A 20,636-nucleotide genomic window follows, 5' to 3' on the forward strand; every position below is an offset into this window, starting at 1 on the left:
ACCATTCTTCTGATTACAGGATCGTTTTCGTATGACTCACAGCATCGCAGTCTTGCCGGGTGACGGCATCGGCCCGGAAATCGTCGAACAGGCCGTGCGCGTCCTGAAGGCGCTGGACGTGTCCTTCGATATCAAGCAAGCGCCCGTGGGCGGCGCCGCCTTCGATGCGTTCGAGCATCCGCTGCCGCCGGCCACGCTGAACCTGGCCAAGGAATCGGACGCCGTGCTGTTCGGCGCCGTGGGCGACTGGAAGTACGACAGCCTGCCGCGCGAGTTCCGCCCCGAGCAGGCCATTCTGGGCCTGCGCAAGGCGCTGGGCCTGTTCGCCAACCTGCGTCCGGCCATCCTGTATCCGGAACTGGCCAGCGCTTCGTCGTTGAAGCCCGAGATCGTGTCCGGCCTGGACATCCTGATCATCCGCGAACTGACTGGCGACATCTATTTCGGCACGCCGCGCGGCGTGCGTTCCTCGCCCGACGGCGCCTTCACCGGCGAACGCGAAGGCTACGACACCATGCGCTACGCGGAATCCGAAGTGCGCCGCATCGCGCGCATCGGCTTCGAATCGGCGCGCAAGCGCAACAAGAAGCTGTGCAGCGTGGACAAGGCCAACGTGCTGGAGACCTCGCAGTTCTGGCGCGACATCGTCATCGAAGTGGCGCGCGAGTATCCCGACGTGGAACTGTCGCACATGTATGTCGACAACGCCGCCATGCAGCTGGTGCGCAACCCGCGCCAGTTCGACGTCATCGTGACCGGCAATCTGTTCGGCGACATCCTGTCCGACGAAGCGGCCATGCTGACGGGCTCGATCGGCATGCTGCCTTCGGCTTCGCTGAACGCCGGCGGCCAAGGCTTGTACGAGCCCAGCCACGGTTCCGCGCCCGATATCGCCGGCCAAGGCATCGCCAATCCGCTGGCGACCATCCTGTCCGCGGCCATGCTGCTGCGCTATTCGCTGAATCTGGCGCCGCAGGCTGACCGCATCGAGGCCGCCGTGCGCCGGGTGCTGGCCGACGGCCTGCGCACCGCCGACATCTTCGAGCCGGGCACGACCAAGGTCGGCACGGCGCAGATGGGCGACGCAGTGCTGAAAGCGCTGGCCTGATCTTCTCGGGATCGAGCCGCCGGGCGCCCGTGCGCCTGGCGGTTGAAGCGCCGTAAAACAAGGGGCAGCCCGGCTGGGCCGCCCCTTGTTTTGCTGTTGTGGCATCGCCTCGAAAGCGCTCTGTATCCATTGCGGCCCCTATTATTTCTAGCTGCGCCGCAACATCCGGCCGTGCATTCTGATAAATTGTTGAATTGCACGGCTTTTTCCCCTGGACCCTAGTCTCCACACCTTTAAAGAGCGATTGAAATGAATCAAGCAGTAGGCCTTGTCGGCTGGCGCGGTATGGTCGGCTCGGTGCTCATGCAACGCATGCGCGACGAGAACGACTTCGCACTGATCGAACCGGTGTTTTTCTCCACCAGCAACGCTGGCGGCGCCGCGCCCACTTGGGCCACTGGCGCAGGCCCGCTGCAAGACGCCTACAACATTGACGCTCTGAAAAAACTGCCGATCATCGTGACGGCGCAAGGCGGCGACTACACCTCCGAGGTCTATCCCAAGCTGCGCGGCGCAGGCTGGAACGGCATCTGGATCGATGCCGCCAGCACCCTGCGCATGGCCGATGACGCCATCATCGTGCTGGATCCGGTCAACCGCCCGGTCATTGACGCGGCGCTCAAGCGCGGCGTGCGCAACTTCATCGGCGGCAACTGCACCGTCAGCTGCATGCTGATGGGCCTGGCCGGCCTGTTCAACAACGACCTGGTCGAATGGATGACCTCCATGACCTACCAGGCTGCTTCCGGCGGTGGCGCGCAGCACATGCGCGAGCTGCTGACCCAGTTCGGCGAGATCAACGGGTCGGTCAAGTCGTTGCTGGACGATCCCGCGTCGGCCATCCTGGAAATCGACCGCGGCGTGCTGGCCAAGCAAAAGGATCCGGCGCTGCCCCACGAGCACTTCGGCGTGCCGCTGGGTGGCAACCTGATTCCCTGGATCGACAAGGACCTGGGCAACGGCATGTCCAAGGAAGAGTGGAAGGGCGAGGTCGAGACCAACAAGATCCTGGGCCGCGGCGCCGCCTTCGGCACGCCCGCCACGCCGATCGACGGCCTGTGCGTGCGCATCGGCGCGATGCGCTGCCACAGCCAGGCGCTGACCATCAAGCTCAAGCGCGATGTGCCGCTGGACGAGATCGAAGCGCTGATCGCCGAAGGCACGCAGTGGGCCAAGGTCGTACCCAACACCAAGGAAGCCACGGTTTCCGCGCTGACGCCGGTCGCCGTTACCGGCACGCTGGACATTCCCGTGGGCCGTCTGCGCAAGCTGTCGATGGGCTCGCAGTACCTGGGCGCTTTCACCGTGGGCGACCAGCTGCTGTGGGGCGCCGCCGAGCCGCTGCGCCGCATGCTGCGCATCGCGCTGGCCGAAGCCTGATGCCGTTGCAGGCGGCGTTCGGCGCCGCCTGAGCAGGCACGCAAGGCAAGCAAGGGCACCTCAGGGTGCCCTTGCCGTTTGCAGGGCGTCTGTACCGTGTCGGCGGACAGGCCTGCCAGCAAGCGCGGCCGGGCCTTTCAGGTTTGTGAAATGCGCATGATCCATTACACTTTTCCCGTGAATTGATGCCAGTTCTCACCGATATGGCGTGATCCGGCTCCAGCCCGCAAGTCGACTACAAGACGGAATTCCAGCTTATGACCCAGCGTTCGCGCCAAGTGAAGCATGCCCGCCGTTTAAAAGCCCTGCAGTGGGCGATTGCGCTGGCGATTGGCTCAAGCGTGTGCAGTACCGCCATGGCCATGCGCGTGGGGCATTCGCGGGTGGTTTCCGTGCCGGGCGCGCCGCTGCAGGCGGTGGTGGGATTGCAGGAACTCACGCCCGAGGAAATCGCATCGCTCAAGGTGTCGGTGGCCGACGAGGCCTCCTGGCAACGCGCGGGCCTGAAACCGCCGGTCCCGCTGGCAAGCATGGTGGTCCGGGTTGAGGACGGCCTGGACGCCACGCGCAAGAATCTGCGCGTGCGGGCCTCGCAGCCGCCGGCCAGCGGCGCGGTTGATCTGCTGCTGGATATCAGCTCCAGCTCCGGGCAGCGCCAGGTGCAGGTCAGCATCCTGGTGCCGTTGCGCGGCACCACGGCCGATGTGACGCCGGCCGCGGTCGGCACGCCGGGGCGTGCGGCGGGATCGCGTTCGGTCAACGTGAAGTCCGGCGACAATCTTTTCGCGATCGCGCAGCGCAATGCCGTGCCCAACGCGTCGGTCTATCAGATGCTGGTGGCCTTGTGGCGCGCCAATCCCGAGGCATTCATCCAGAACAATATGAATCTGGTGAAGGCTGGCCAGAGGTTGACGATTCCCGACGCGGCTACCGTGCGCGCGGTGGATCCGGCCGAAGCGCGGCGCATCTTCAATGAGCATGCCGAGGCATTCGCGAAGTACCGCGCGCGCATCGGCGCGGCGGCCGGCGCGAATCCGTCCGTGGTCCAGGGGCAGGGCGCGGCTTCGGGCAGCGTTGCGCCTCCCGCTGATGCCGGGGCGGCCAGCGCATCGCCGCCGCAGGATCGCGTTCGCTTGTCCTCCGGGCAGGCGCAAGACAGCGCGTCGGCTCAAGCCGAGGCGCAGGCTGACGCCAGGACGTCGAGCGAGCGCGCCATGGCCGATGTCCAGGGGCGTGTGAGCCAACTGCAGAGTAATGTCGACGATTTGAACAAGGCGGTGGCACAGCAGGGCGCCGCTGGTGCAACGGGCGCTTCGGGTGCAACCGGCGCTTCGGGTGCAACCGGCGCTTCGGGTGCAACGGGCGCTTCGGGCGCAGCGGGCGCTTCGGGTGCAGCGGGCGCTTCGGGTGCAGCGGGCGCTTCGGGTGCAACGGGCGCTTCGGGTGCAGCGGGCGCTTCGGGTGCAACGGGCGCTTCGGGTGCAACGGGCGCTTCGGGTGCAGCGGGCGCTTCGGGAGCAGCGGGCGCTTCGGGTGCAACGGGCGCTTCGGGTGCAGCGGGCGCTTCGGGTGCAACGGGCGCTTCGGGTGCAGCGGGCGCTTCGGGAGCAGCGGGCGCTTCGGGTGCAACGGGCGCTTCGGGTGCAACGGGAGCTTCGGGTGCGGCAGGCGCTCCGGGTGCGGCAGGCGCTTCGGGTGCGGCGGGCGCTGCGGGTGCGGCAGGCGCTGCGGGTGCGGCAGGCGCTGCGGGTGCGGCAGGCGCTGCGGGTGCGGCAGGCGCTGCGGGTGCGGCAGGCGCTCCGGGCGCGGCAGGCGCTCCCGGCGCAACAGGAACGGCAGGAGCCGCGAGCACTCCCGGCGCCGCCGGCGCTTCTGGGACACCTTCGCCAGATCAGGCCGCCGGTACGCCGGCAGGCAAGGATTCTGCCTCGGACATGCCTGCGTGGCTGGCCGACAATCTGCTCGTTATCGTCACCGCAGTGCTGGCGCTGATCGCATTCGCGATTGCCTGGCTCTTGCGCCGGGCCGGCGCGCGGCGCGGGGACGATGACGAGGAAACCTACGAATTCAACGAGCCAGCGCTGGATACGGCGGCGCTGAACCGCAAGCTCGGAAGCATCAATCTCGACCTGGACGAACCGCCCACGGACGAACCGCACCGTGTCGGCGGGCCACGGGTTTGATACATGTCTAGAGTTGCATTGGGGCTGGCGTATGACGGCTCCGCCTGGCAGGGTTGGCAGACACAGCCGCATCGGCAAACGGTGCAGGACACGCTGGAGGCCGCCCTGGGCAGTTTTTGTGGTGTGGAAGGGCCGGTCGCGACCATCTGCGCCGGCCGTACGGACACCGGTGTGCACGGCGCGATGCAGGTAGTCCATCTGGACACCGAGCTCGATCGCCGGATGGAATCCTGGGTCCGGGGGGTGAATGCCTTCCTGCCACCCAGTATTTCGGTCCAGTGGGCGCAGCCGGTATCGGACGAATTCCACGCGCGATTTTCCGCGCGCGCCCGCACCTACGTTTATCTGTTGTGGCGCGGCCGCGTTCGGCCTGCGTTGTGGGCCGGGCGGGCTGGCTGGTGTTTTCAGCCGCTGGACGTCGATGCCATGCGGGCCGCGGCAAACGCCTTGCTGGGCGAGCATGACTTTTCCAGCTTCCGTTCCTCGCAATGCCAGGCCAAGCATCCCGTGCGTCATCTCTACCGGCTGGACATCGATGAACGCGGGCCGTTCCTGGTGTTCACCCTGAAGGCCAATGCCTTCCTGCATCATATGGTGCGCAACATCATGGGCGCACTATTGCAGATCGGGCAAGGGCGCGAATCGGTGGACTGGATGGCGCAGTTGCTGTCCTGGCGCGACCGCAAGCGGGGCGCGCCGACCTTCGCGCCCGATGGGCTGTACCTGTCCGCCATCGATTATCCGGAAGCGTTCGGCCTGGATGAGCTCGACGGGGGATCGCAGTTGCTGTCGCCGTTTACTCAAACCTATTAGGGTTGTCGCCGGCAACGGCGATGCCTGTCCATATTCGATGGAGGCTCTTGCCATGCAACGCCGCGCGTTTTTGAAGCAGACCGCCCTGGGCGGCGCCGCCCTGGTCGCTCCGGCGTTCGCGCAGGAAGTCCCGTCGACCGAGGAAAACGCCAGCGCTGTCCCGTCGGAACCGCCGTCGGCTCCGCAAGAGGCTCCGGCCAGTCCGCCGCCCGCTCCGGTGGCCGCGCCCGAAGCGCCCGCGGTGGTGGCAGCCCCATCCAAAGTCGCATGGCGGCTGGCCTCCAGTTTTCCCAACGAGTCTCCCACCTTGTTCGCCGGCGCCGAAGACGTGGCGCGTTACGTGAACGAGGTGACCGACGGGCGCTTCAGCATCGAGATCTTTCCCGCCGGCGACCTGGTGCAGCCGGGCCAGGTGCTGGAAGCCGTGCAGCACCGCGTCGTCGATTGCGGCCATACGGCGTCGACCCGCTACTTCGATATCGACCCGGCGCTGTGCTTTGACGCCGGCGTGCCGTTCGGCCTGAACACGCGGCAGATGAATGCGTGGATGACGCAGGGCGAAGGCCTGGCGCTCACGCGCGTGCTGTTCGACAAGTACAACATCCTGAACTTTCCCTGCGGCTATACCGGCGCGCAGATGGGCGGCTGGTTTCGCGGGGAAATCAAGACCGTGGACGACCTGCGGGGGCTCAAGGTGAAGGCCGGCGGGTTCGCCCGCCATGTGCTGGCGCGGATGGGCGCGACGCCCGTGGACGTTCCGGTGGCCGAAGCCTATGGCGCGCTGGAGCAGGGCGTCGTGGACGCCGTGGCGTGGATCGGCCCGTACGACGATGAAAACCTGGCTCTCTATAAAGTGGCCAGGAATTACTATTTTCCGGGCTGGTGGGCGGGCACGCTGCAGCTGTCCTTGTATGTGAACCAGGACGCCTACGACGAGTTGCCCAAGCCGTATCAGTCCGCTTTGACGCTGGCATGCCGCATGGCGACTGCCAACATGATCGCCAAGTACGACGCTGGCAATCCGGACGCGCTGCGCCGGCTGGTGTCGCGCGGTGCGCAGTTGAAGGCGTTTCCCAAGCCGGTCCTGCAGGCGAGCTACGAGGCGTCGCTGGCCACCTACCAGGAAATGAGCGCCAAGGATCCCATGTTCAAGAAGCTGTACGACAGCATGGCGGCGTTTCGTGACAAGGAAACGCCCTGGTTCCGTCTGGCCGAGGGCAGTTTCGACAATCTCGTGGCCACCATGGGCCAGCCCGCCGCGTAGGCGGTGCCTGCACGCCGGATATACTGATTCGACCAGCCGCGCAGGGCGGCCAAGCAAGCGAAGAGTTTCATGCGCACACGCATCAAGATCTGTGGATTGACCCGGGAACAGGACATTGACGCCGCCGTTGCGGCGGGCGTCGATGCGATCGGTTTTGTGTTTTACGCCAAGAGCAAGCGTTGCCTGACGCCGACGCGCGCAGCTCAGTTGCGGCGCATGGTGCCGGCCTTTGTCGACGTGGTGGCCTTGTTCGTGAATGCGCAAGAGGCCGAGGTGCAGGCCGTGCTGGACCAGGTCAAGCCGGAGCTGCTGCAGTTCCATGGCGATGAAACGCCGCAGGATTGCGCGCGCTACGGTCATCGCTTTCTAAGGGCATTCCGTGCCGGCGCGCCCGGCCTGGATACCGCGGAAAGCCTGGCCTCTTCGTGCCGCGCCTATGGCGAAGCCGCGGGCTGGCTGTTCGACAGCTACAGCGCGGGATACGGCGGCAGCGGCCATGGCTTCGACTACACCCTGTTAGACGAGGTGAGGGCCGATCCGGTGTCGCGGCCCCTGATTCTGTCGGGCGGCTTGAACGCAGAAAACGTCGGGCAGGCGGTGGAATTGGTCAGGCCTTGGGCGGTCGATGTGAGTAGCGGCGTGGAGCTTGAGCAAGGAATTAAAAGTTCTGATAGAATCTCGTTCTTCGTTGCTGCAGCGCAAGCGGCAGACGCGAAGCTGAAGGGAAATTAGTTAGTGCAGTGCAGGCGGTTTGAAGCGGTGCGGCAATGCTGAAAAGCGGTGCTTAAAGTTTCTTGGAACAAGTTCCTAAGAACGGACTCTTCAAAACGCGTTGCGCAAGGAAGTTTGAAGGCATGCGAAAGTGAACGCCGCAAATTTCGAAGCGCAATAAATAATGCAAAAAATCTTGTTAGACGATTTGCATAGTTTAAAAAAGCACTATATAATTCTTCTTCTTTGCAGGCGGTTAGCTCAGCTGGTTAGAGCGCCACGTTGACATCGTGGAGGTCGTTGGTTCGATTCCAATACCGCCTACCAAATTCCTGCAAAGTGCTGTCAAGCACGGCAAAGAGAAAGCCGCTAGATCCATGATCTGGCGGCTTTTTTGTTTTCAGCTCGCAAAATGCGGGGAATCGAAGGCCTGGTGCAATGATTAACGCGTCTTCAGATTACAGCCCATTCTTGGGCGCGTTCAGGATAAGGCGCAACCCCAGCGCGGAAATGACGCCTGCGGCACCTCTATCTATCCATTTCTTCGCGCGCAAATAAACTTCTCGCGGGCCTTTGGTCGAAAAGCAAAGCGCCACGATGGCATACCAGCCGAACTCGACCAGGAATACCAGCGGCGGCAGCGCGAAGTAAATCCATGCTGGCGGGTGCTGGGGCAGCAACGCGGCGAAAATGCTTCCATACCAGATCGCAGTTTTGGGATTGCTTAACTGGGTCGTCAGTCCGATCCAGAAGGAACTCCGTCCATTGCGAGAGGCCACGGCGGCGCCACCGGGCAAGGCGAAAGGTTGCTTGGCGCTACGCCAGATCCGGCCAGCGATGTAAAGCAGATAGGCGCCGCCTGCGATTTTCAGCGTGACATAAAGCCATTCCACGCTTTGCAGCAGAGAATACAGGCCCGCCAGCGCCAGGCCGGCGAACAGCATGCCGCCTGCGCCCATGCCGAAGGCCGAGGCCAGGCCGTCCCAGCGGGACTGGCCGATGGCCTTGCGCGCGACGATGATGAAACTTGGCCCGGGCAACATGGCTCCGAGCCACAGTGCACCGAGAATCGCGAGTATGGATGCGAGAGGAGTCATGATCGTTTGGGAGGCTGAAGCCGCGGGAGGCTTTGATTCTTCCACGAAAGCCGGACCCTGCAAAGGACGGCGTAGCGCCTGTCGCTGGCAGACGTCTTGCAGTTTTTGTATCAGCCGCCTGCCAGCGCCGCCGACGCGGCGAGCCCCTGATGCGTCACCCGCGGCGCTGCCTGTATTGGCGGCGACGGCTCATCCCGCAGGCGAAACACGCCCACGGCTTGCAACAGTTCGGCCGCCTGTGTTTGCAAGGCGGTAGAGGCGTCCGCGGCTTGCGCGACCCGGGCCGCATTCTGCCGGGTCAGCTCGTCCATCTGGGTCACCGCCTGGTTGACTTCGTCGATGTCCGTGGCCTGCGCGCGTCCCGCGTCGCCGATCTGGCTGACGATGCCGGCCACGCGCTCGATACTGGCCACGACTTCGCGGATCACGTGGGCGGCATGGTCGGCCTGGCGGAACCCGTCGCCGGTCTTGGTCAGCGAACCGTCGATCAGGCCGCGGATTTCGCGCGCGGCGCTGGCGCTGCGTTGCGCCAGCGCGCGCACCTCGGTGGCCACGACGGCGAAGCCGCGTCCGCTTTCGCCGGCGCGGGCCGCTTCCACTGCCGCGTTCAAGGCGAGGATGTTGGTCTGGAAGGCGATGCTGTCGATCAAGCCGGTAATCTCGGAAATCTTCTTGGCCTCTTGCTGGATTTCTCCCATCACGGCCGCGACGCCGGCGACAGCCGTGCTGCCGGTGTCGACGATGCGCCGGGCTTCGTCGCTCAGTTCACGGGCATGCTGCGCATTGGTGGCGTTGTCGTGGACGTTCGCCGCCAGGTCGCGCATGGATGTCACGGTGCGCTGCAGCGAATCGGCCTGGGTGCGGGTGCGTTCCTCCAGTTGCTGGTTGTCCTGCATGATGTCGCGCGACGCTGCCGAGAGGGCGGTTGCGGTGGTCCGGACCCCGCTCATGGTCCGGTGCACGGCATCCATCGTGGCTTTGAAGCTCTGCCCCAGGCGGCTATCCATGCTCAAGCCGCCGAAGCGCAAGTCGAACACGCCGGCCTCGCGGCCTATATGCGCGCTGAGCCGGGCCAGTTCCTCGGCTGCTACCGCGGCCCGCTCCATTTTCCAGGCCAGCCAGCCCAGCGCGGCGGCCTGCACCACCACGTAGACCGCATGCAGAAGCACCATGGGCAGGCTGGGTTCCGTGAAGCAGATCGTCCCGTAGCCCCACTGTTGCAGGAAATTGAACGACAGGTGGTGCAGCGCGATGACCACTGCCGCGCACAGGATCGTGCGCCAGTCGCGATAGGCCAGGAGCAGTGAGAGCAGCACGAAAATGCCGAAATGAATCTCGGCCATGCCGGACATCAAATGGATATGGAGCGCGGCCAGCACCATCAGGCCACAGGCGACGGTCAAACGCGTGCTCAGCCGGCCGGGTCGCCAGAGTATCAGCAGCGAGGGAATGCCTGCGCCGGCCAGGCCGACTGCGATGGCGGCGCCCCAACGCCCGTACTGCGGGGCCATGCACAATCCGACGGCGAACAGCAGCCAGAGCAGGGGCAACATCGCCCGGTCGGTCCGGCGGTACGAGTCTTCCAGCAAATCGCTTGCGTTGCGCATGGCATTTCCTCGCGACGGAAAGCGCGGAACCCCGCGCACGTACGATTTTTATTCAATAATTCCAATTTGTGAATATATATTCCAATTTATTCATATTTGTCCCAAATACGCCACCGACCGGACCGGGGCGTCGGAGCGCCGCCGCCGACTTGCGCAGCGCGTTTGAAGCGACTGGAAAACCTGGGATATCCTGCTGCCCATCATGATGAGAGTACTGTGGCTCTGCCTGGGTTGCCTGATGCTGGCATTGGGTGTGATCGGCGCGTTTCTGCCCGTCATGCCGACGACCATATTCCTGATCCTGGCGGTCGCCTGCTTTTCGCGCTCTTCGCCGCGGCTGGAGAAGTGGCTGCTGGATAGCCCGACCTACGGTCCCGCGCTGCGCGCCTGGCGGGACCAGGGCGCCGTGTCGCGCAAGGGCAAGACCTACGCCTGCCTGGGCATGGCCGTGGGCTACGTGCTGTTCTGGTGGGGCGCGCATCCGTCGTGGATGCTGGCCGCCGCCGTCGCCGTGTTTTTCCTGGCCAGCGCGGCCTACGTCGTTACGCGGCCGGCTCCGCAGGGGCCGCAAGCCGGCAGCGGCCAGGCCCCCCAATAGCCGCCAGCGTCAGTGCGAATGGCGGGGATCGCCCCGCGTTTCCACCACTTTCAGGTACAGCGTCGCAGGCTCCAGGCAGCCGCCGGTCGAAAGCTGACCGACCAATTGCCGGTAGAGTTCTTGCCAGGGCGTCTGCGAAGCCGGCGCCTGGTACGGCGGTTCCAGCTTGCGGCGTTCCATTTCGGTTTCGTCCACCAGCGCGGTGACCGAACGCTGGTTCAGGTCGACACGGATGCGGTCACCCGTGCGCAATAGCGTCAGGCCTCCGCCCACCGCAGCTTCCGGAGACATGTTCAGGATGGACGGGCTGGCCGAGGTGCCGCTCTGGCGGCCGTCGCCCAGGCAGGGCAGCGAGTCTATACCGCGCTTGAGCAGATGCGAGGGCGGCGCCATGTTGACCACTTCGGCGCTGCCCGGGTAGCCCACGGTGCCGGCGCCGCGAATCACCAGGATGCAATGCTCGTCGATGTTCAGGGCAGGGTCTTCGATGCGCGCGTGGTAGTCCTCCGGGCCTTCGAAGACGATGGCACGCGCTTCGAAGGCGTTCTCCGAACCGGGCTCCGACAGGTAGGCGCGGCGGAAGGCTTCGCCCACGACCGACATCTTGATGATCGCGCTGTCGAAGAAATTGCCGGACAGGACGATGAATCCCGCGCGGTGCTTGAGCGGCGCGTCGCAGCTGCGGATGACATCGGCATTGTTGGTCTTGGCCGTGGCCGCGATCTCGCCGATGGTCTTGCCGGACACGGTGCCGCAATCGGTATGCAGGCGGCCGGCCGCCGCCAGTTCATGCAACACCGCCGGGACGCCGCCCGCGCGGTGAAAGCCTTCGCCCAGATGCTCGCCCGCAGGCACGCAGTTGACCAGCAGCGGCACGTCTTCGCCCAAGCGCTGCCAGTCGTCCAGGCTCAGGTCTATGCCAGTGTGGCGGGCGATGGCGATGAGATGCGGCGGGCAGTTGCTGGAGGCGCCCAGCGCCGAGGCCACGACGATGGCGTTCTCGAAAGCCTGGCGCGTCAGGATATGAGACGGGCGCAAGTCCTCGCGCACCATGTCGCAGATGCGCAGCCCGGTGGCGTAGGCCATCTGGCCGCGTTCGCGGTAGGGCGCGGGAATGCTGGCGCAGGTGGGCAGCGACATGCCCAACGCTTCGGCCAGCGAGTTCATCGACAGCGCCGTGCCCATGGTGTTGCAGTGGCCGATGGATGGCGACGACGCCGTGGCCAGCGTCATGAAGCCTTCGTAGTCCAGCTTGCCCGCGGCCATCAGGTTGCGCGCATGCCAGATGACGGTGCCGGAGCCGACGCGCTGGCCGTCGTGCCAGCCGTCCAGCATCGGTCCGCCGGACAGCACGATGGCGGGAATGTCGACGGTGGCCGCGGCCATGAGGCAGGCGGGCGTGGTCTTGTCGCAACCGGTCGTCAGGACCACGCCGTCCAGCGGATAGCCGTGCAGGATCTCGACCAGGCCGAGGTAGGCCAGGTTGCGGTCCAGCGCGGCGGTGGGGCGCCGGCCCTGTTCGGCCAGCGGATGCACGGGAAACTCCATGGGGATGCCGCCCGCGTCGCGGATGCCGGCCTTGATGCGCTCGGCCAGCGCCAGATGATGCCGGTTGCAGGGCGCCAGGTCGCTGCCGGTCTGGGCGATGCCGATGATCGGCCGCCCCGATTGCAGTTCCTGGCGCGTCAGGCCGTAGTTGAGATAGCGCTCGACATAGATGGCCGTCATGTCGGCGTGCGCCGGATCATCGAACCACTTCTGGCTGCGCAGTTTGCGGGGAGTCTGGGACATGGGATTCTCGTTTACAGCGGTTGCGTGGCGGCCCGGCGCGCGTCCGGGCCGCAAAAGGCCTAGTTGCGCGCCTTCTGGATTTCGTCGTTGAGCTGCTTGACCAGCTCGGGGCCGAGGTCCTGCGTGTACTTGTCGACCACCGGCTGCACCTTCTGGCGCATGCGCGCGATCTCTTCGGGCGATACCGTATTGATCTTCATGCCAGCCTTCTCCAGCGTGGTCATGGCCTTCTGCGAATCGGCGCGGCTGTCCTGGCGTTCGAAGTCGCGCGAGGACGCGGCGGCCTGGCGGATCAGCTTCTGTTCTTCCGGCGACAGGGTGTCCCACCATTTCTTGGACGCCAGCACCACCCAGGGCGTGTAGACGTGGCGGGTAATGGTCAGATAGGGCTGCACCTCGTAGAACTTGCTGCTCTGGATGGTGGTGATGGGGTTTTCCTGGCCGTCCACGGTGCGGGTTTCCAGCGCGGTGAACAGTTCGGAGAACGGCATGGGCACGGCGTTGGCGCCCAGCGTGTTGAAGACGCCCAGCGCGATCTGGTTCTGCATCACGCGCAGCTTGATGCCTTGCAGGTCTTCCGCGCGCGCGATGGGGCGCTTGGAATTGGTCATGTTGCGAAAGCCGTTTTCCCAATAGACCAGGCCGACGATGCCCTTGGCTTCCAGCTTCTTCAGCATGTCCTGACCCATCGGGCCGTCCAGCACGGCGTCCGCTTCCTTTTCGCTGTTGAAGAGGAAGGGCAGGTCGAACACGCCGAACTCCTTGACCATGCCGGCCAGGGGCGCGGTGGATCCCACCATCATTTCCTGCACGCCGCCCACCAGCGCGCTTTGCATCTGTTCGTCCGAGCCCAGGTTGGCCGAGCCGAAGGTCTTCATCTTGAGCTTGCCGCCGCTGATTTTTTCCAGCTCCTGCGCCAGGTGGCGCGCGGCGCGTCCCTGGACGCTTTCCTCGTTCAGGCCGTAGCCGAAACGGATCAGGCGCGGTTTGACGTCGGCGGCGGACGCGACGCCGGCGATAGCGCAGGACAGCGCCGTCGCCAGGACAAGCATGCGGGTCTTGAAACGGGTGATCATGGTGCTCCTCCTTGGGGGTTTTTCTAATGCATCCAGCGTGCGGGGACGGTGATCAGCTCGGGGAAGATCACCAGCAGGACCAGCAGCAGCGTGTAGGCGACGACGTAGCGCCACACGCCCCTGCAGATGGTTTCCATATTGATGCGGGCGACGCCGCAGACCACGTTGAGCACGGTGCCCACCGGCGGCGTCAGCAGGCCCACGCAACCCACCATGACGAACATCACGCCGAAATAGACGGGGTCGATCCCGGCCTTGGTGACCACAGGCATCAGCACCGGCGCCAGGATCAGGATGGTGGGCGTCAGGTCCATCACCGTGCCTACCAGCGTCAGCAGCACCAGCAGGGCGAACATCAGCAGCTTGGGCTGGTCCAGTACGGGTTCCAGCAACGCGATCAGGTCCTGCGGCATGTCGGCCAGGGTGATCATGTAGGACGAGACCATGGCGGCGGCCACCAGGAACATGACGATGGCGGTGGTGCTGGCGGCGTTGATGAAGAGCGGCGCCAGGTCGCGCACGCTGATTTCCCGGTAGACGAACAGGCTCACCAGCAACGCGTAGACCGCGGCGACGACGGCTGCCTCGGTCGGCGTGAAGATGCCGCCGCGCAGGCCGCCGATGATGATGACGGGCAACATCAGGGCCCACAGCGATTCGCGCAGCGCCTTCCAGCGCTTGCTCCACGGCTCGCGCGGCGAGGGCTTGATGCTGCCGTGCTTGCGCGCCACCCAGGTCCAGACCGCAACCAGGGTCAGGCCCATCATCAGCCCGGGCGCGATGCCGGCGAAGAACAGCTTGGTGATCGACACGTTGGTGGCGACGCCGAAGATGATGAACGAGATCGAGGGCGGAATGATGGGCGCGATGATGCCGCCGGCCGCGATCAGCCCCGAGGCCTGGCCCGCGTCGTAGCCTCTTTCGCGCAGCATGGGAATGAGCAGCGAGCCCAGCGCCGCGGCGTCGGCCACGGCCGAGCCGGACAGCGCGGCCAGCAGCACGCTGGCGAAGATGGCGACATAGCCCAGGCCGCCCTGGATGTGGCCCACGAAGGTGCTGGCCAGATTGACGATGCGGCGCGAAATGCCGCCGGCGTTCATCAGTTCGCCGGCCAGCATGAACAGCGGCACCGCCATGAGGGTGAAGCTATTGGCGCCAGACAGCATGTTCTGCGCCAGGATCTGGGTATCGAAAAAGTCCAGCTGGAACATCATGGCGATCGCGCTGAGCAGCAGCGCGAAGGCGATAGGCATGCCGAGGGCGATCAGCCCCAGCAGCACGAGCAGGAAGACGGTCAGGATCATTGCGGGCGTCCGGGCGGGGTGGGGGAGTTGGAGGCGGAGCCGTCAGACCAGCGGGTCTTCGGGGCTGGATTCCGCCGGCAAGGGCCCGCCCGCAAGGACGCGCACCAGATCGATCAAGGTCAGGATGCCCATGGCGGCAGCCGCATAGAGCGCCGCGGCGTTGAACACCGCCAGCGACATGCCGGTCACAGGCAACACCGTGTCCAGGCCGATGACGGTCTGGGTCCAGCTGCCCTCGGCCATCAGCCACAGCACCCACAGCGTCAGCAACTGGCAGAACACGTGCGAAGCGCGGCGGGCGGCGGGGCCGAAGCGTTCCACCAGCATGGTGACGCCGATGTGCTGATGCGAGCGCAGCGCTATCACCGAACCCAGGAAGATCATCCAGACGAAGGCCAGCCGGGAGATCTCGTCGGAGACGTTGATGCCGGAATTGAACAGGTAGCGCAGCGCGACGTTGCCGAACAGCAGCACCACCATGACGGCCAGACAGGCCACCATCAGCCAGGTCTGCAGCGCGAAGCACCAATTGGCGGCGCGGGCCAGCGGCGTGCCGCCAGGCCGCCCCGGGGGGGAAGCTTGCATGCTTGTCTCCTATCCGTTTCCCGGAATTTTTTAGGGTTATGCTGTGCGAAATGTTAGCGCTAACATTTTGCGTTTGGCAAGCCCCAGTTTTTTACGTCAGACTACGCGCTCAACAACCGATGCCGAGGACCGATGTCCATCCGTAAACCCCGCAGTTCACGCGCCGGCCGCGTCACCATGCAGGATGTCGCGCGCCACGTGGGCGTGAGCGCGATCACGGTATCGCGGGCGTTGCGCACGCCGGACAAGGTGGCGGAGGAATTGCGGCTGCGCATTGCGCGGGTGTGCCAGGAACTGGGTTACGTGCCCAACCATGCGGCCAGCGCGCTGGCGTCGGCGCGTTCGCAGACCATCGTGGCGCTGATTCCGTCGCTGAGCAACGTGGTGTTCGTCGACATCATCGCGGGGATCAAGGAAGAGCTGGACCGGCACGGCTACCACATGCTGATCGGCGTGACCGGCTATGCGCCGGACGAAGAGGAGGCTCTGCTGCGCAAGTATCTGCAGCACGCGCCCGACGGCCTGATCCTGACCGGCATCGACCACAACCCGGGCGTATGGGACCTGCTGGACACGCAGCGCATTCCCACCGTGCACACGATCGAGACGCTGGACGGCGGCGAGCACATGAGCGTGGGCTTTTCGCAGTTCGATTCCGGCTATGCCGCCGGCCGCCATCTGGTGGAGCGGGGCTACCGCCGTATCGGCATCGTCGGTGCGCAGCTGGATCCGCGGTCGCTGCGCCGCTGCGAAGGCTGCCGCCAGGCGCTGCGGGATGCGGGCCTGTATGACCCGGCTCTGGAAATCATGACGCCGGAGAAATCATCCATCGGCCTGGGAGCCTCGCTGCTGGAAGCGCTGCGCACGCGCCATCCCGACTGCGACGCGCTGTTCTTCTGCAACGACGACCTGGCCCAGGGCGCGGTGTTCCAGTGTGGAAGGCTGGGCGTGCCGGTGCCGGAACGCATGGCCATCGTCGGCTTCCACGACGTGGCGGGCACGGCCTGGACCACGCCGCCGCTGTCGACCATCGCCACGCCGCGCTACCAGATCGGCGTATCGGCCGCGAACCTGTTGATGCGCCATCTGGCGGGCGAAGCCGTCGCCGAGCGCCATGTGGACCTGGGCTTCAAACTGGTCCAGCGCGAGACCAGCTGAACGCAATCCTCAGCCCCGGCGCAGCGCCAGGAACACGCCGGAGGCGATGATCAGCGCCATGCCGGCCAAGGCCAGCCCATCGGGCGGACGCTGGAACCAGAAGGTGCTGAACAGTACCGCCAGCAGCAGCTGGAAGTAGTTCAGGGGCGCCAGCGTCGCCGCCGCCACGCGCTGGAAGGCGGATATCAGGAAGATCTGCGCCAATCCACTGCAGGCGCCCAAGCCGACGATGAAAAGCATATCGGCGAGATCCGGCCACGGGTCAGGCAGGAAGAATGGCGCTGGCAGCCCCGTGACGACAAGGCAGATGAAGGCCGTGTAGGCATACTGGACCGGCCCGGGCACCTTGCCGGAGAGCTTGCGCGTCAGCACCTGGAACACCGCGTAACTGACCGCGGACACCGCCATCAGCAGCGTGCCCAGCCACGGCAGGTTGGCGCCTGGCCGCACGATCAGCAGCATGCCGCCAAAGCCCGCCGCCACCGCCATCCACTGGGCGGGTCGCACCCGCTCGCCCAGCAGCCAGGGCGACAGCGCCACCATGATCAGGGGCGAGGTGAAGTAGATGGCCGTGGCTTCCGACAGCGGCATCCAGATCAGCGCTGTCATGAAGCAGGTACCCACCGTGGCCAGCAGCAGGCCTCGCAGGATCAACAGCGGTTTTTCGGGCGCATCGCGCAGGCGCGGACCGCCGCGGTGCCGCCACAGCAGCGCCAGCGCCAGCACGGCCACCGCCGAATAGCGCATGATGTTCAGGAAGGGCGCGGGGTAGCGGGCCAGCATGTGCTTGGACCCCGCATCGAAGGTGGCGAAGGCCACCAGCGCGGCAAAGAACAGCAGGATGCCGGTCTGGCGCGCGGCGGCCGGCGAGGGTAACGCAATGGGAACGGAGCTCATGTCGGCGGACGGGCTCAGGCTGCCGCCAGGCCCGCGCCCTGCAGGAACGCGTCCAGCGCGGGGCCGATGGCCTCGACCATGTAGCCGCCTTCCTGCACGATCACGGTGGGCAGCCCCAGGCTGGCGACGCGCGCGCCGATGTCGCGGTAGGCATCGATGTCGAGCTTGAGGACGCTGATGGGATCGTCCTTGTAGGTGTCGAAGCCCAGGGCCAGCACCAGCGCCTGCGGCGCGTAGCTGTCCAGGGCGGCGAGCGCCGTGTCCAGCGCGCGCAGGAAGGCGTCGTTGCCAGAACCGTGCGGCAGCGGCAGGTTCAGGTTGCAGCCTTCGCCCGCGCCGTAGCCGCGCTCATGCGCATAGCCGGTATAGAAGGGGTAGTAGGCGGCGGGGTCGGCGTGCAGGGATACCGTCATGACGTCGCCGCGCTGATAGAAGATGTTCTGCGTGCCGTCGCCATGGTGCGCGTCCACATCCAGCACGGCCACCTTGGACCAGGTCTGAAGCAGCCGGCTGGCCGCGGCCGCGCTGCTGTTCAGGTAACAGAAGCCTCCCGCGCGATCGCGGTGGGCATGGTGGCCGGAGGGCCGGCACAAGGCGTAGGCCATGCCCCCGGTGCTGGCGACGTGGTCGGCGGCCGCCACCGCGCTGTGCGTGGAGCGCAGCGCCGAGCGCCAGGTCTGCGGCCCGATGGGGCAGGACAGGTCGCTCAGGTAGTAGCCGGTCTGCGCCACGATGGAGGGCGACGGGCAGGGGCCGCGGCCAGCCAGCTCGACGCGGCCGTTGTAGTAAGGCGAAAGATTGGGCAGCACCTCGGGGCCTGGGTCCATGGCAGGCGAGCGCAAGGCCTGCCAGCGCGCATAGGCCGTTTCCAGATAGTCCAGGTAGTCCGGGCTATGGATGTCCTGCAGCGGCTTGCGGCCGTAGTCCGCCGGCGCTTGAACGCGGATGCCGCGCGCGGCCAGCGCGCCTTGCAGGCTTTCCGCCCGCGCCGGCAGATCGGTGGGCGCGCTGATGCGCCCAAGCCGCATGAATTGCTGCGGCGTATGCAGCAGCTGCTCTTCCGAGAAAAACGCCTTCATGGCTGCCCTCGCTGGCGTTATGCGTGCTTGAGTTCGATTTCGACGAACACGAATTCCGTGTCGCTGGGATTGATCACGTTGTGCTCTACGCCCACGGGCCGGTAGTAGGCCACGCCGGCGGTGAGCTGGCTGGTGATTTCGCCGTCGGGCGTGTCCAGCAAGAGCGGGCCGGTGGTCTGCGGGACCACCACGTAGTTCATTCCATGGCGGTGCCATCCCGTTTCGCCGCCGGGCGGGAAGCGCCATTCGGTGACGGTGACCATGTCATTGTCGATCTGCACGGTCGGTATGGCGGCGGGGCGTTGCATGGGGCTTCTCCTTGGGGGTATGAATATTCTTGTGCGCTTCAGGCCGCTTGCGCCTTGGTCGGGTCCCAATGCTGGCCGGGGACCGCGGCGATCAGCTGCCGCGTATAGGCGTGTTGCGGGTTGTCGAAGATCTGCGCGGGCGAGCCGTACTCGACCACCTTGCCGCGATGCATGACCAGAACGGAATTGCAGATCTGGGCCGCCACGCGCAAATCGTGGGTAATGAAGACCAGCGCAATCTTCAGGCGTTGCTGCAAATCGTGCAATAGCTGCAGCACCTGCGCCTGAACCGAGACGTCCAGCGCCGACACTGATTCGTCGGCCACCAGCACCTTGGGCTCCAGCGCCAGCGCGCGTGCGATGCCGATGCGCTGGCGCTGTCCGCCCGAAAACTGGTTGGGATAGCGGTCGAAGGCGGACGGGTCCAGCCCGACCAGCGACAGCAGCTCGCGCACCCGCGCCTCGGCCTGCGCGCGCGGCACGCCGTTGGCGACGGGACCGTCGCTGATGATGCGGCCCACGGTATGGCGCGGGTTGAGCGAGGCGAACGGATCCTGGAAGATCATCTGGATATCGTGGCGCAGCGGCCGGAAGCGCGATTCCGGCATGGCGGCGATGTCCTGGCCGTTGAAGATCAGCTGGCCGCCGTTGATGCCCACCAGCTTGAGCAGGCATTTGCCGATGGTGGACTTGCCGGAGCCCGATTCGCCCACGATGCCCAGCGTCTCGCCGCGCCGCACGCTGAAGCTGACGCCGTCCACCGCATGCACCTCGCGCTTGCCGCCCAGCCAGCCGCGGCCCACCACGTAGGTCTTCTTCAAGTCCCGCACGTCCAGCACGGGCTGGTCGTGCGCGGCGGACTCGCGCTCGGCGCCGCGGCGATGCGGCACGGCCGCGATCAGGCGTTGCGTGTAGGGGTGGCGGGGGCGGTTCAGTACCTCCTCGGCCGGCCCCTGTTCGACCAGGATGCCTTTTTCCATGACGGCGACCCGGTGGGCGATTTCGGCCACCACGCCGAAGTCATGGGTGACGAACATCACGCCCATGCCTTTCTCTTTCTGGATGCGGGCGATCAACGCCAGGATCTGCGCCTGGGTGGTGACGTCCAGCGCGGTGGTGGGTTCGTCGGCGATCAGGAGCGCGGGCTCCAGCGCCAAGGCCATGGCGATCATCACGCGCTGGCGCTGGCCGCCCGACAGCCGGAACGGATAGACGTCGTAGAGCGTGGCGGGGTCGGGCAGCCCCACGAAGGCCAGCAGCTCCAGCGTGCGTGCCATGCGCTGCGCGCCCGGATACGCGTTGTGCACGCGCATGACTTCGCTGATCTGCTCGCCTACCGTCATCAGCGGGTTGAGCGCCGACAGGGGCTCCTGGAAGATCATCGCCATGTCCTTGCCGCGCATGGCCTGCAGCGTGGCTTCGTCCTGCCGCAGCAGGTCCTGGCCGCGGAACAGGATGCGGCCCTGCTGCGGCGTCAGGTAGTCGGGCAGCAGGCCCATGATGGCGTTGGCGCTCATGGACTTGCCCGAGCCCGATTCGCCGACGATGCAGAGGATTTCGCCGGCGCGGATGTCGTAGGACACGTCCTGGACCGCATAGGGGCGGTCGCCGCCCTTGGGCAGGGCGATGCTCAGGTTCTGGATGGAAAGCAGAGGGGGGGATGCGTTCATGCCGTCC

General features: G+C 65.8%; 18 protein-coding genes and 1 tRNA gene. 9 read left to right on the forward strand and 10 right to left on the reverse strand.

Going from position 1 to position 20,636, the window contains the following annotated elements; all coding sequences use genetic code 11:
- Positions 1-31 precede the first annotated feature (31 nt).
- The 7 genes from leuB (at position 32) to ACZ5YA_RS00655 (ending at position 7,786) form a co-directional block, all read left to right on the forward strand.
- Positions 32-1,108, forward strand: coding sequence for a 3-isopropylmalate dehydrogenase (gene leuB / locus ACZ5YA_RS00625; RefSeq protein WP_464091860.1), 1,077 nt, complete (start codon positions 32-34; stop codon positions 1,106-1,108).
- 249 nt (positions 1,109-1,357) lie between these two features.
- Positions 1,358-2,488: an aspartate-semialdehyde dehydrogenase gene (gene asd / locus ACZ5YA_RS00630; RefSeq protein ID WP_059371193.1), complete on the forward strand. Its 1,131-nt coding sequence runs from the start codon at positions 1,358-1,360 to the stop codon at positions 2,486-2,488.
- 257 nt (positions 2,489-2,745) lie between these two features.
- Complete coding sequence (locus tag ACZ5YA_RS00635; RefSeq protein ID WP_464091861.1) at positions 2,746-4,671, forward strand: type IV pilus assembly protein FimV; 1,926 nt, start codon at positions 2,746-2,748, stop codon at positions 4,669-4,671.
- 3 nt (positions 4,672-4,674) lie between these two features.
- Entirely contained in the window at positions 4,675-5,484 is an 810-nt protein-coding gene (truA, locus tag ACZ5YA_RS00640; RefSeq protein ID WP_118933334.1) for a tRNA pseudouridine(38-40) synthase TruA, read from the forward strand.
- A gap of 52 nt (positions 5,485-5,536) precedes the next feature.
- Positions 5,537-6,748: a TRAP transporter substrate-binding protein gene (locus ACZ5YA_RS00645; RefSeq protein WP_464091862.1), complete on the forward strand. Its 1,212-nt coding sequence runs from the start codon at positions 5,537-5,539 to the stop codon at positions 6,746-6,748.
- Between the two features lie 69 nt (positions 6,749-6,817).
- Complete coding sequence (locus ACZ5YA_RS00650) at positions 6,818-7,480, forward strand: phosphoribosylanthranilate isomerase (protein WP_118933332.1); 663 nt, start codon at positions 6,818-6,820, stop codon at positions 7,478-7,480.
- A 229-nt stretch (positions 7,481-7,709) separates the two neighbouring features.
- A tRNA-Val gene (locus ACZ5YA_RS00655) sits at positions 7,710-7,786 on the forward strand.
- Positions 7,787-7,917: 131 nt separating this feature from the next.
- Here the strand turns inward: ACZ5YA_RS00655 and ACZ5YA_RS00660 are convergent.
- Together ACZ5YA_RS00660 and ACZ5YA_RS00665 are read right to left on the reverse strand one after the other, a co-directional pair.
- A complete protein-coding gene (locus ACZ5YA_RS00660) occupies positions 7,918-8,556 on the reverse strand; it encodes a LysE family translocator (protein ID WP_280016732.1) in 639 nt (212 codons plus the stop codon).
- Positions 8,557-8,666: 110 nt separating this feature from the next.
- Positions 8,667-10,163, reverse strand: coding sequence for a methyl-accepting chemotaxis protein (locus ACZ5YA_RS00665; protein WP_059380509.1), 1,497 nt, complete (start codon positions 10,161-10,163; stop codon positions 8,667-8,669).
- 202 nt (positions 10,164-10,365) lie between these two features.
- On the opposite strand from ACZ5YA_RS00665, the gene ACZ5YA_RS00670 reads away from it, so the two are divergent.
- Positions 10,366-10,761: a YbaN family protein gene (locus ACZ5YA_RS00670; RefSeq protein WP_251880894.1), complete on the forward strand. Its 396-nt coding sequence runs from the start codon at positions 10,366-10,368 to the stop codon at positions 10,759-10,761.
- A 9-nt stretch (positions 10,762-10,770) separates the two neighbouring features.
- On the opposite strand, the gene ACZ5YA_RS00675 is transcribed toward ACZ5YA_RS00670, so the two are convergent.
- From ACZ5YA_RS00675 to ACZ5YA_RS00690, 4 genes are read right to left on the reverse strand one after another with little or no spacing between them, the layout of a single operon-like run.
- Positions 10,771-12,552, reverse strand: a complete 1,782-nt coding sequence (locus ACZ5YA_RS00675) for an IlvD/Edd family dehydratase (protein ID WP_464091863.1) — start codon at positions 12,550-12,552, stop codon at positions 10,771-10,773.
- Between the two features lie 59 nt (positions 12,553-12,611).
- Positions 12,612-13,628: a TRAP transporter substrate-binding protein gene (locus ACZ5YA_RS00680; RefSeq protein WP_059380511.1), complete on the reverse strand. Its 1,017-nt coding sequence runs from the start codon at positions 13,626-13,628 to the stop codon at positions 12,612-12,614.
- Positions 13,629-13,651: 23 nt separating this feature from the next.
- Positions 13,652-14,932, reverse strand: coding sequence for a TRAP transporter large permease (locus ACZ5YA_RS00685; protein WP_118933329.1), 1,281 nt, complete (start codon positions 14,930-14,932; stop codon positions 13,652-13,654).
- 42 nt (positions 14,933-14,974) lie between these two features.
- Positions 14,975-15,517 carry a TRAP transporter small permease gene (locus ACZ5YA_RS00690; RefSeq protein WP_118933328.1) on the reverse strand — a complete coding sequence of 181 codons (543 nt, stop codon included), beginning with the start codon at positions 15,515-15,517 and terminating at the stop codon, positions 14,975-14,977.
- Between the two features lie 132 nt (positions 15,518-15,649).
- Between ACZ5YA_RS00690 and gntR the strand changes: the two genes are divergently transcribed.
- Positions 15,650-16,675: an HTH-type transcriptional regulator GntR gene (gntR, locus tag ACZ5YA_RS00695; protein ID WP_280016729.1), complete on the forward strand. Its 1,026-nt coding sequence runs from the start codon at positions 15,650-15,652 to the stop codon at positions 16,673-16,675.
- Positions 16,676-16,684: 9 nt separating this feature from the next.
- On the opposite strand, the gene ACZ5YA_RS00700 is transcribed toward gntR, so the two are convergent.
- The 4 genes from ACZ5YA_RS00700 to ACZ5YA_RS00715 are packed head-to-tail and all read right to left on the reverse strand — an operon-like array spanning position 16,685 to position 20,629.
- Positions 16,685-17,572: a DMT family transporter gene (locus ACZ5YA_RS00700; protein WP_118933326.1), complete on the reverse strand. Its 888-nt coding sequence runs from the start codon at positions 17,570-17,572 to the stop codon at positions 16,685-16,687.
- A gap of 14 nt (positions 17,573-17,586) precedes the next feature.
- Positions 17,587-18,651: a histone deacetylase family protein gene (locus tag ACZ5YA_RS00705; RefSeq protein WP_464091864.1), complete on the reverse strand. Its 1,065-nt coding sequence runs from the start codon at positions 18,649-18,651 to the stop codon at positions 17,587-17,589.
- Between the two features lie 17 nt (positions 18,652-18,668).
- Positions 18,669-18,959, reverse strand: coding sequence for a cupin domain-containing protein (locus tag ACZ5YA_RS00710; RefSeq protein ID WP_059380517.1), 291 nt, complete (start codon positions 18,957-18,959; stop codon positions 18,669-18,671).
- Between the two features lie 38 nt (positions 18,960-18,997).
- The gene (locus ACZ5YA_RS00715; protein ID WP_464091865.1) at positions 18,998-20,629 is read right to left on the reverse strand and encodes an ABC transporter ATP-binding protein; all 1,632 of its coding nucleotides are present in this window, start codon (positions 20,627-20,629) and stop codon (positions 18,998-19,000) included.
- Between the last annotated feature and the right edge of the window lie 7 nt (positions 20,630-20,636).

Source organism: Achromobacter sp. JCM 18799 (genome assembly GCF_055395645.1).

Coding starts and splice junctions, on each gene's coding strand:
- ACZ5YA_RS00670 (WP_251880894.1), top strand. CDS start 10,366: ATGATGAGAGTACTGTGGCTCTGCCTGGGTTGCCTGATGCTGGCATTG.
- ACZ5YA_RS00710 (WP_059380517.1), bottom strand. CDS start 18,959: ATGCAACGCCCCGCCGCCATACCGACCGTGCAGATCGACAATGACATG.
- ACZ5YA_RS00635 (WP_464091861.1), top strand. CDS start 2,746: ATGACCCAGCGTTCGCGCCAAGTGAAGCATGCCCGCCGTTTAAAAGCC.
- ACZ5YA_RS00690 (WP_118933328.1), bottom strand. CDS start 15,517: ATGCAAGCTTCCCCCCCGGGGCGGCCTGGCGGCACGCCGCTGGCCCGC.
- ACZ5YA_RS00650 (WP_118933332.1), top strand. CDS start 6,818: ATGCGCACACGCATCAAGATCTGTGGATTGACCCGGGAACAGGACATT.
- ACZ5YA_RS00680 (WP_059380511.1), bottom strand. CDS start 13,628: ATGATCACCCGTTTCAAGACCCGCATGCTTGTCCTGGCGACGGCGCTG.
- ACZ5YA_RS00685 (WP_118933329.1), bottom strand. CDS start 14,932: ATGATCCTGACCGTCTTCCTGCTCGTGCTGCTGGGGCTGATCGCCCTC.
- ACZ5YA_RS00715 (WP_464091865.1), bottom strand. CDS start 20,629: ATGAACGCATCCCCCCCTCTGCTTTCCATCCAGAACCTGAGCATCGCC.
- gntR (WP_280016729.1), top strand. CDS start 15,650: ATGTCCATCCGTAAACCCCGCAGTTCACGCGCCGGCCGCGTCACCATG.
- ACZ5YA_RS00705 (WP_464091864.1), bottom strand. CDS start 18,651: ATGAAGGCGTTTTTCTCGGAAGAGCAGCTGCTGCATACGCCGCAGCAA.
- ACZ5YA_RS00700 (WP_118933326.1), bottom strand. CDS start 17,572: ATGAGCTCCGTTCCCATTGCGTTACCCTCGCCGGCCGCCGCGCGCCAG.
- ACZ5YA_RS00665 (WP_059380509.1), bottom strand. CDS start 10,163: ATGCGCAACGCAAGCGATTTGCTGGAAGACTCGTACCGCCGGACCGAC.
- ACZ5YA_RS00645 (WP_464091862.1), top strand. CDS start 5,537: ATGCAACGCCGCGCGTTTTTGAAGCAGACCGCCCTGGGCGGCGCCGCC.
- truA (WP_118933334.1), top strand. CDS start 4,675: ATGTCTAGAGTTGCATTGGGGCTGGCGTATGACGGCTCCGCCTGGCAG.
- ACZ5YA_RS00660 (WP_280016732.1), bottom strand. CDS start 8,556: ATGACTCCTCTCGCATCCATACTCGCGATTCTCGGTGCACTGTGGCTC.
- ACZ5YA_RS00675 (WP_464091863.1), bottom strand. CDS start 12,552: ATGTCCCAGACTCCCCGCAAACTGCGCAGCCAGAAGTGGTTCGATGAT.
- asd (WP_059371193.1), top strand. CDS start 1,358: ATGAATCAAGCAGTAGGCCTTGTCGGCTGGCGCGGTATGGTCGGCTCG.
- leuB (WP_464091860.1), top strand. CDS start 32: ATGACTCACAGCATCGCAGTCTTGCCGGGTGACGGCATCGGCCCGGAA.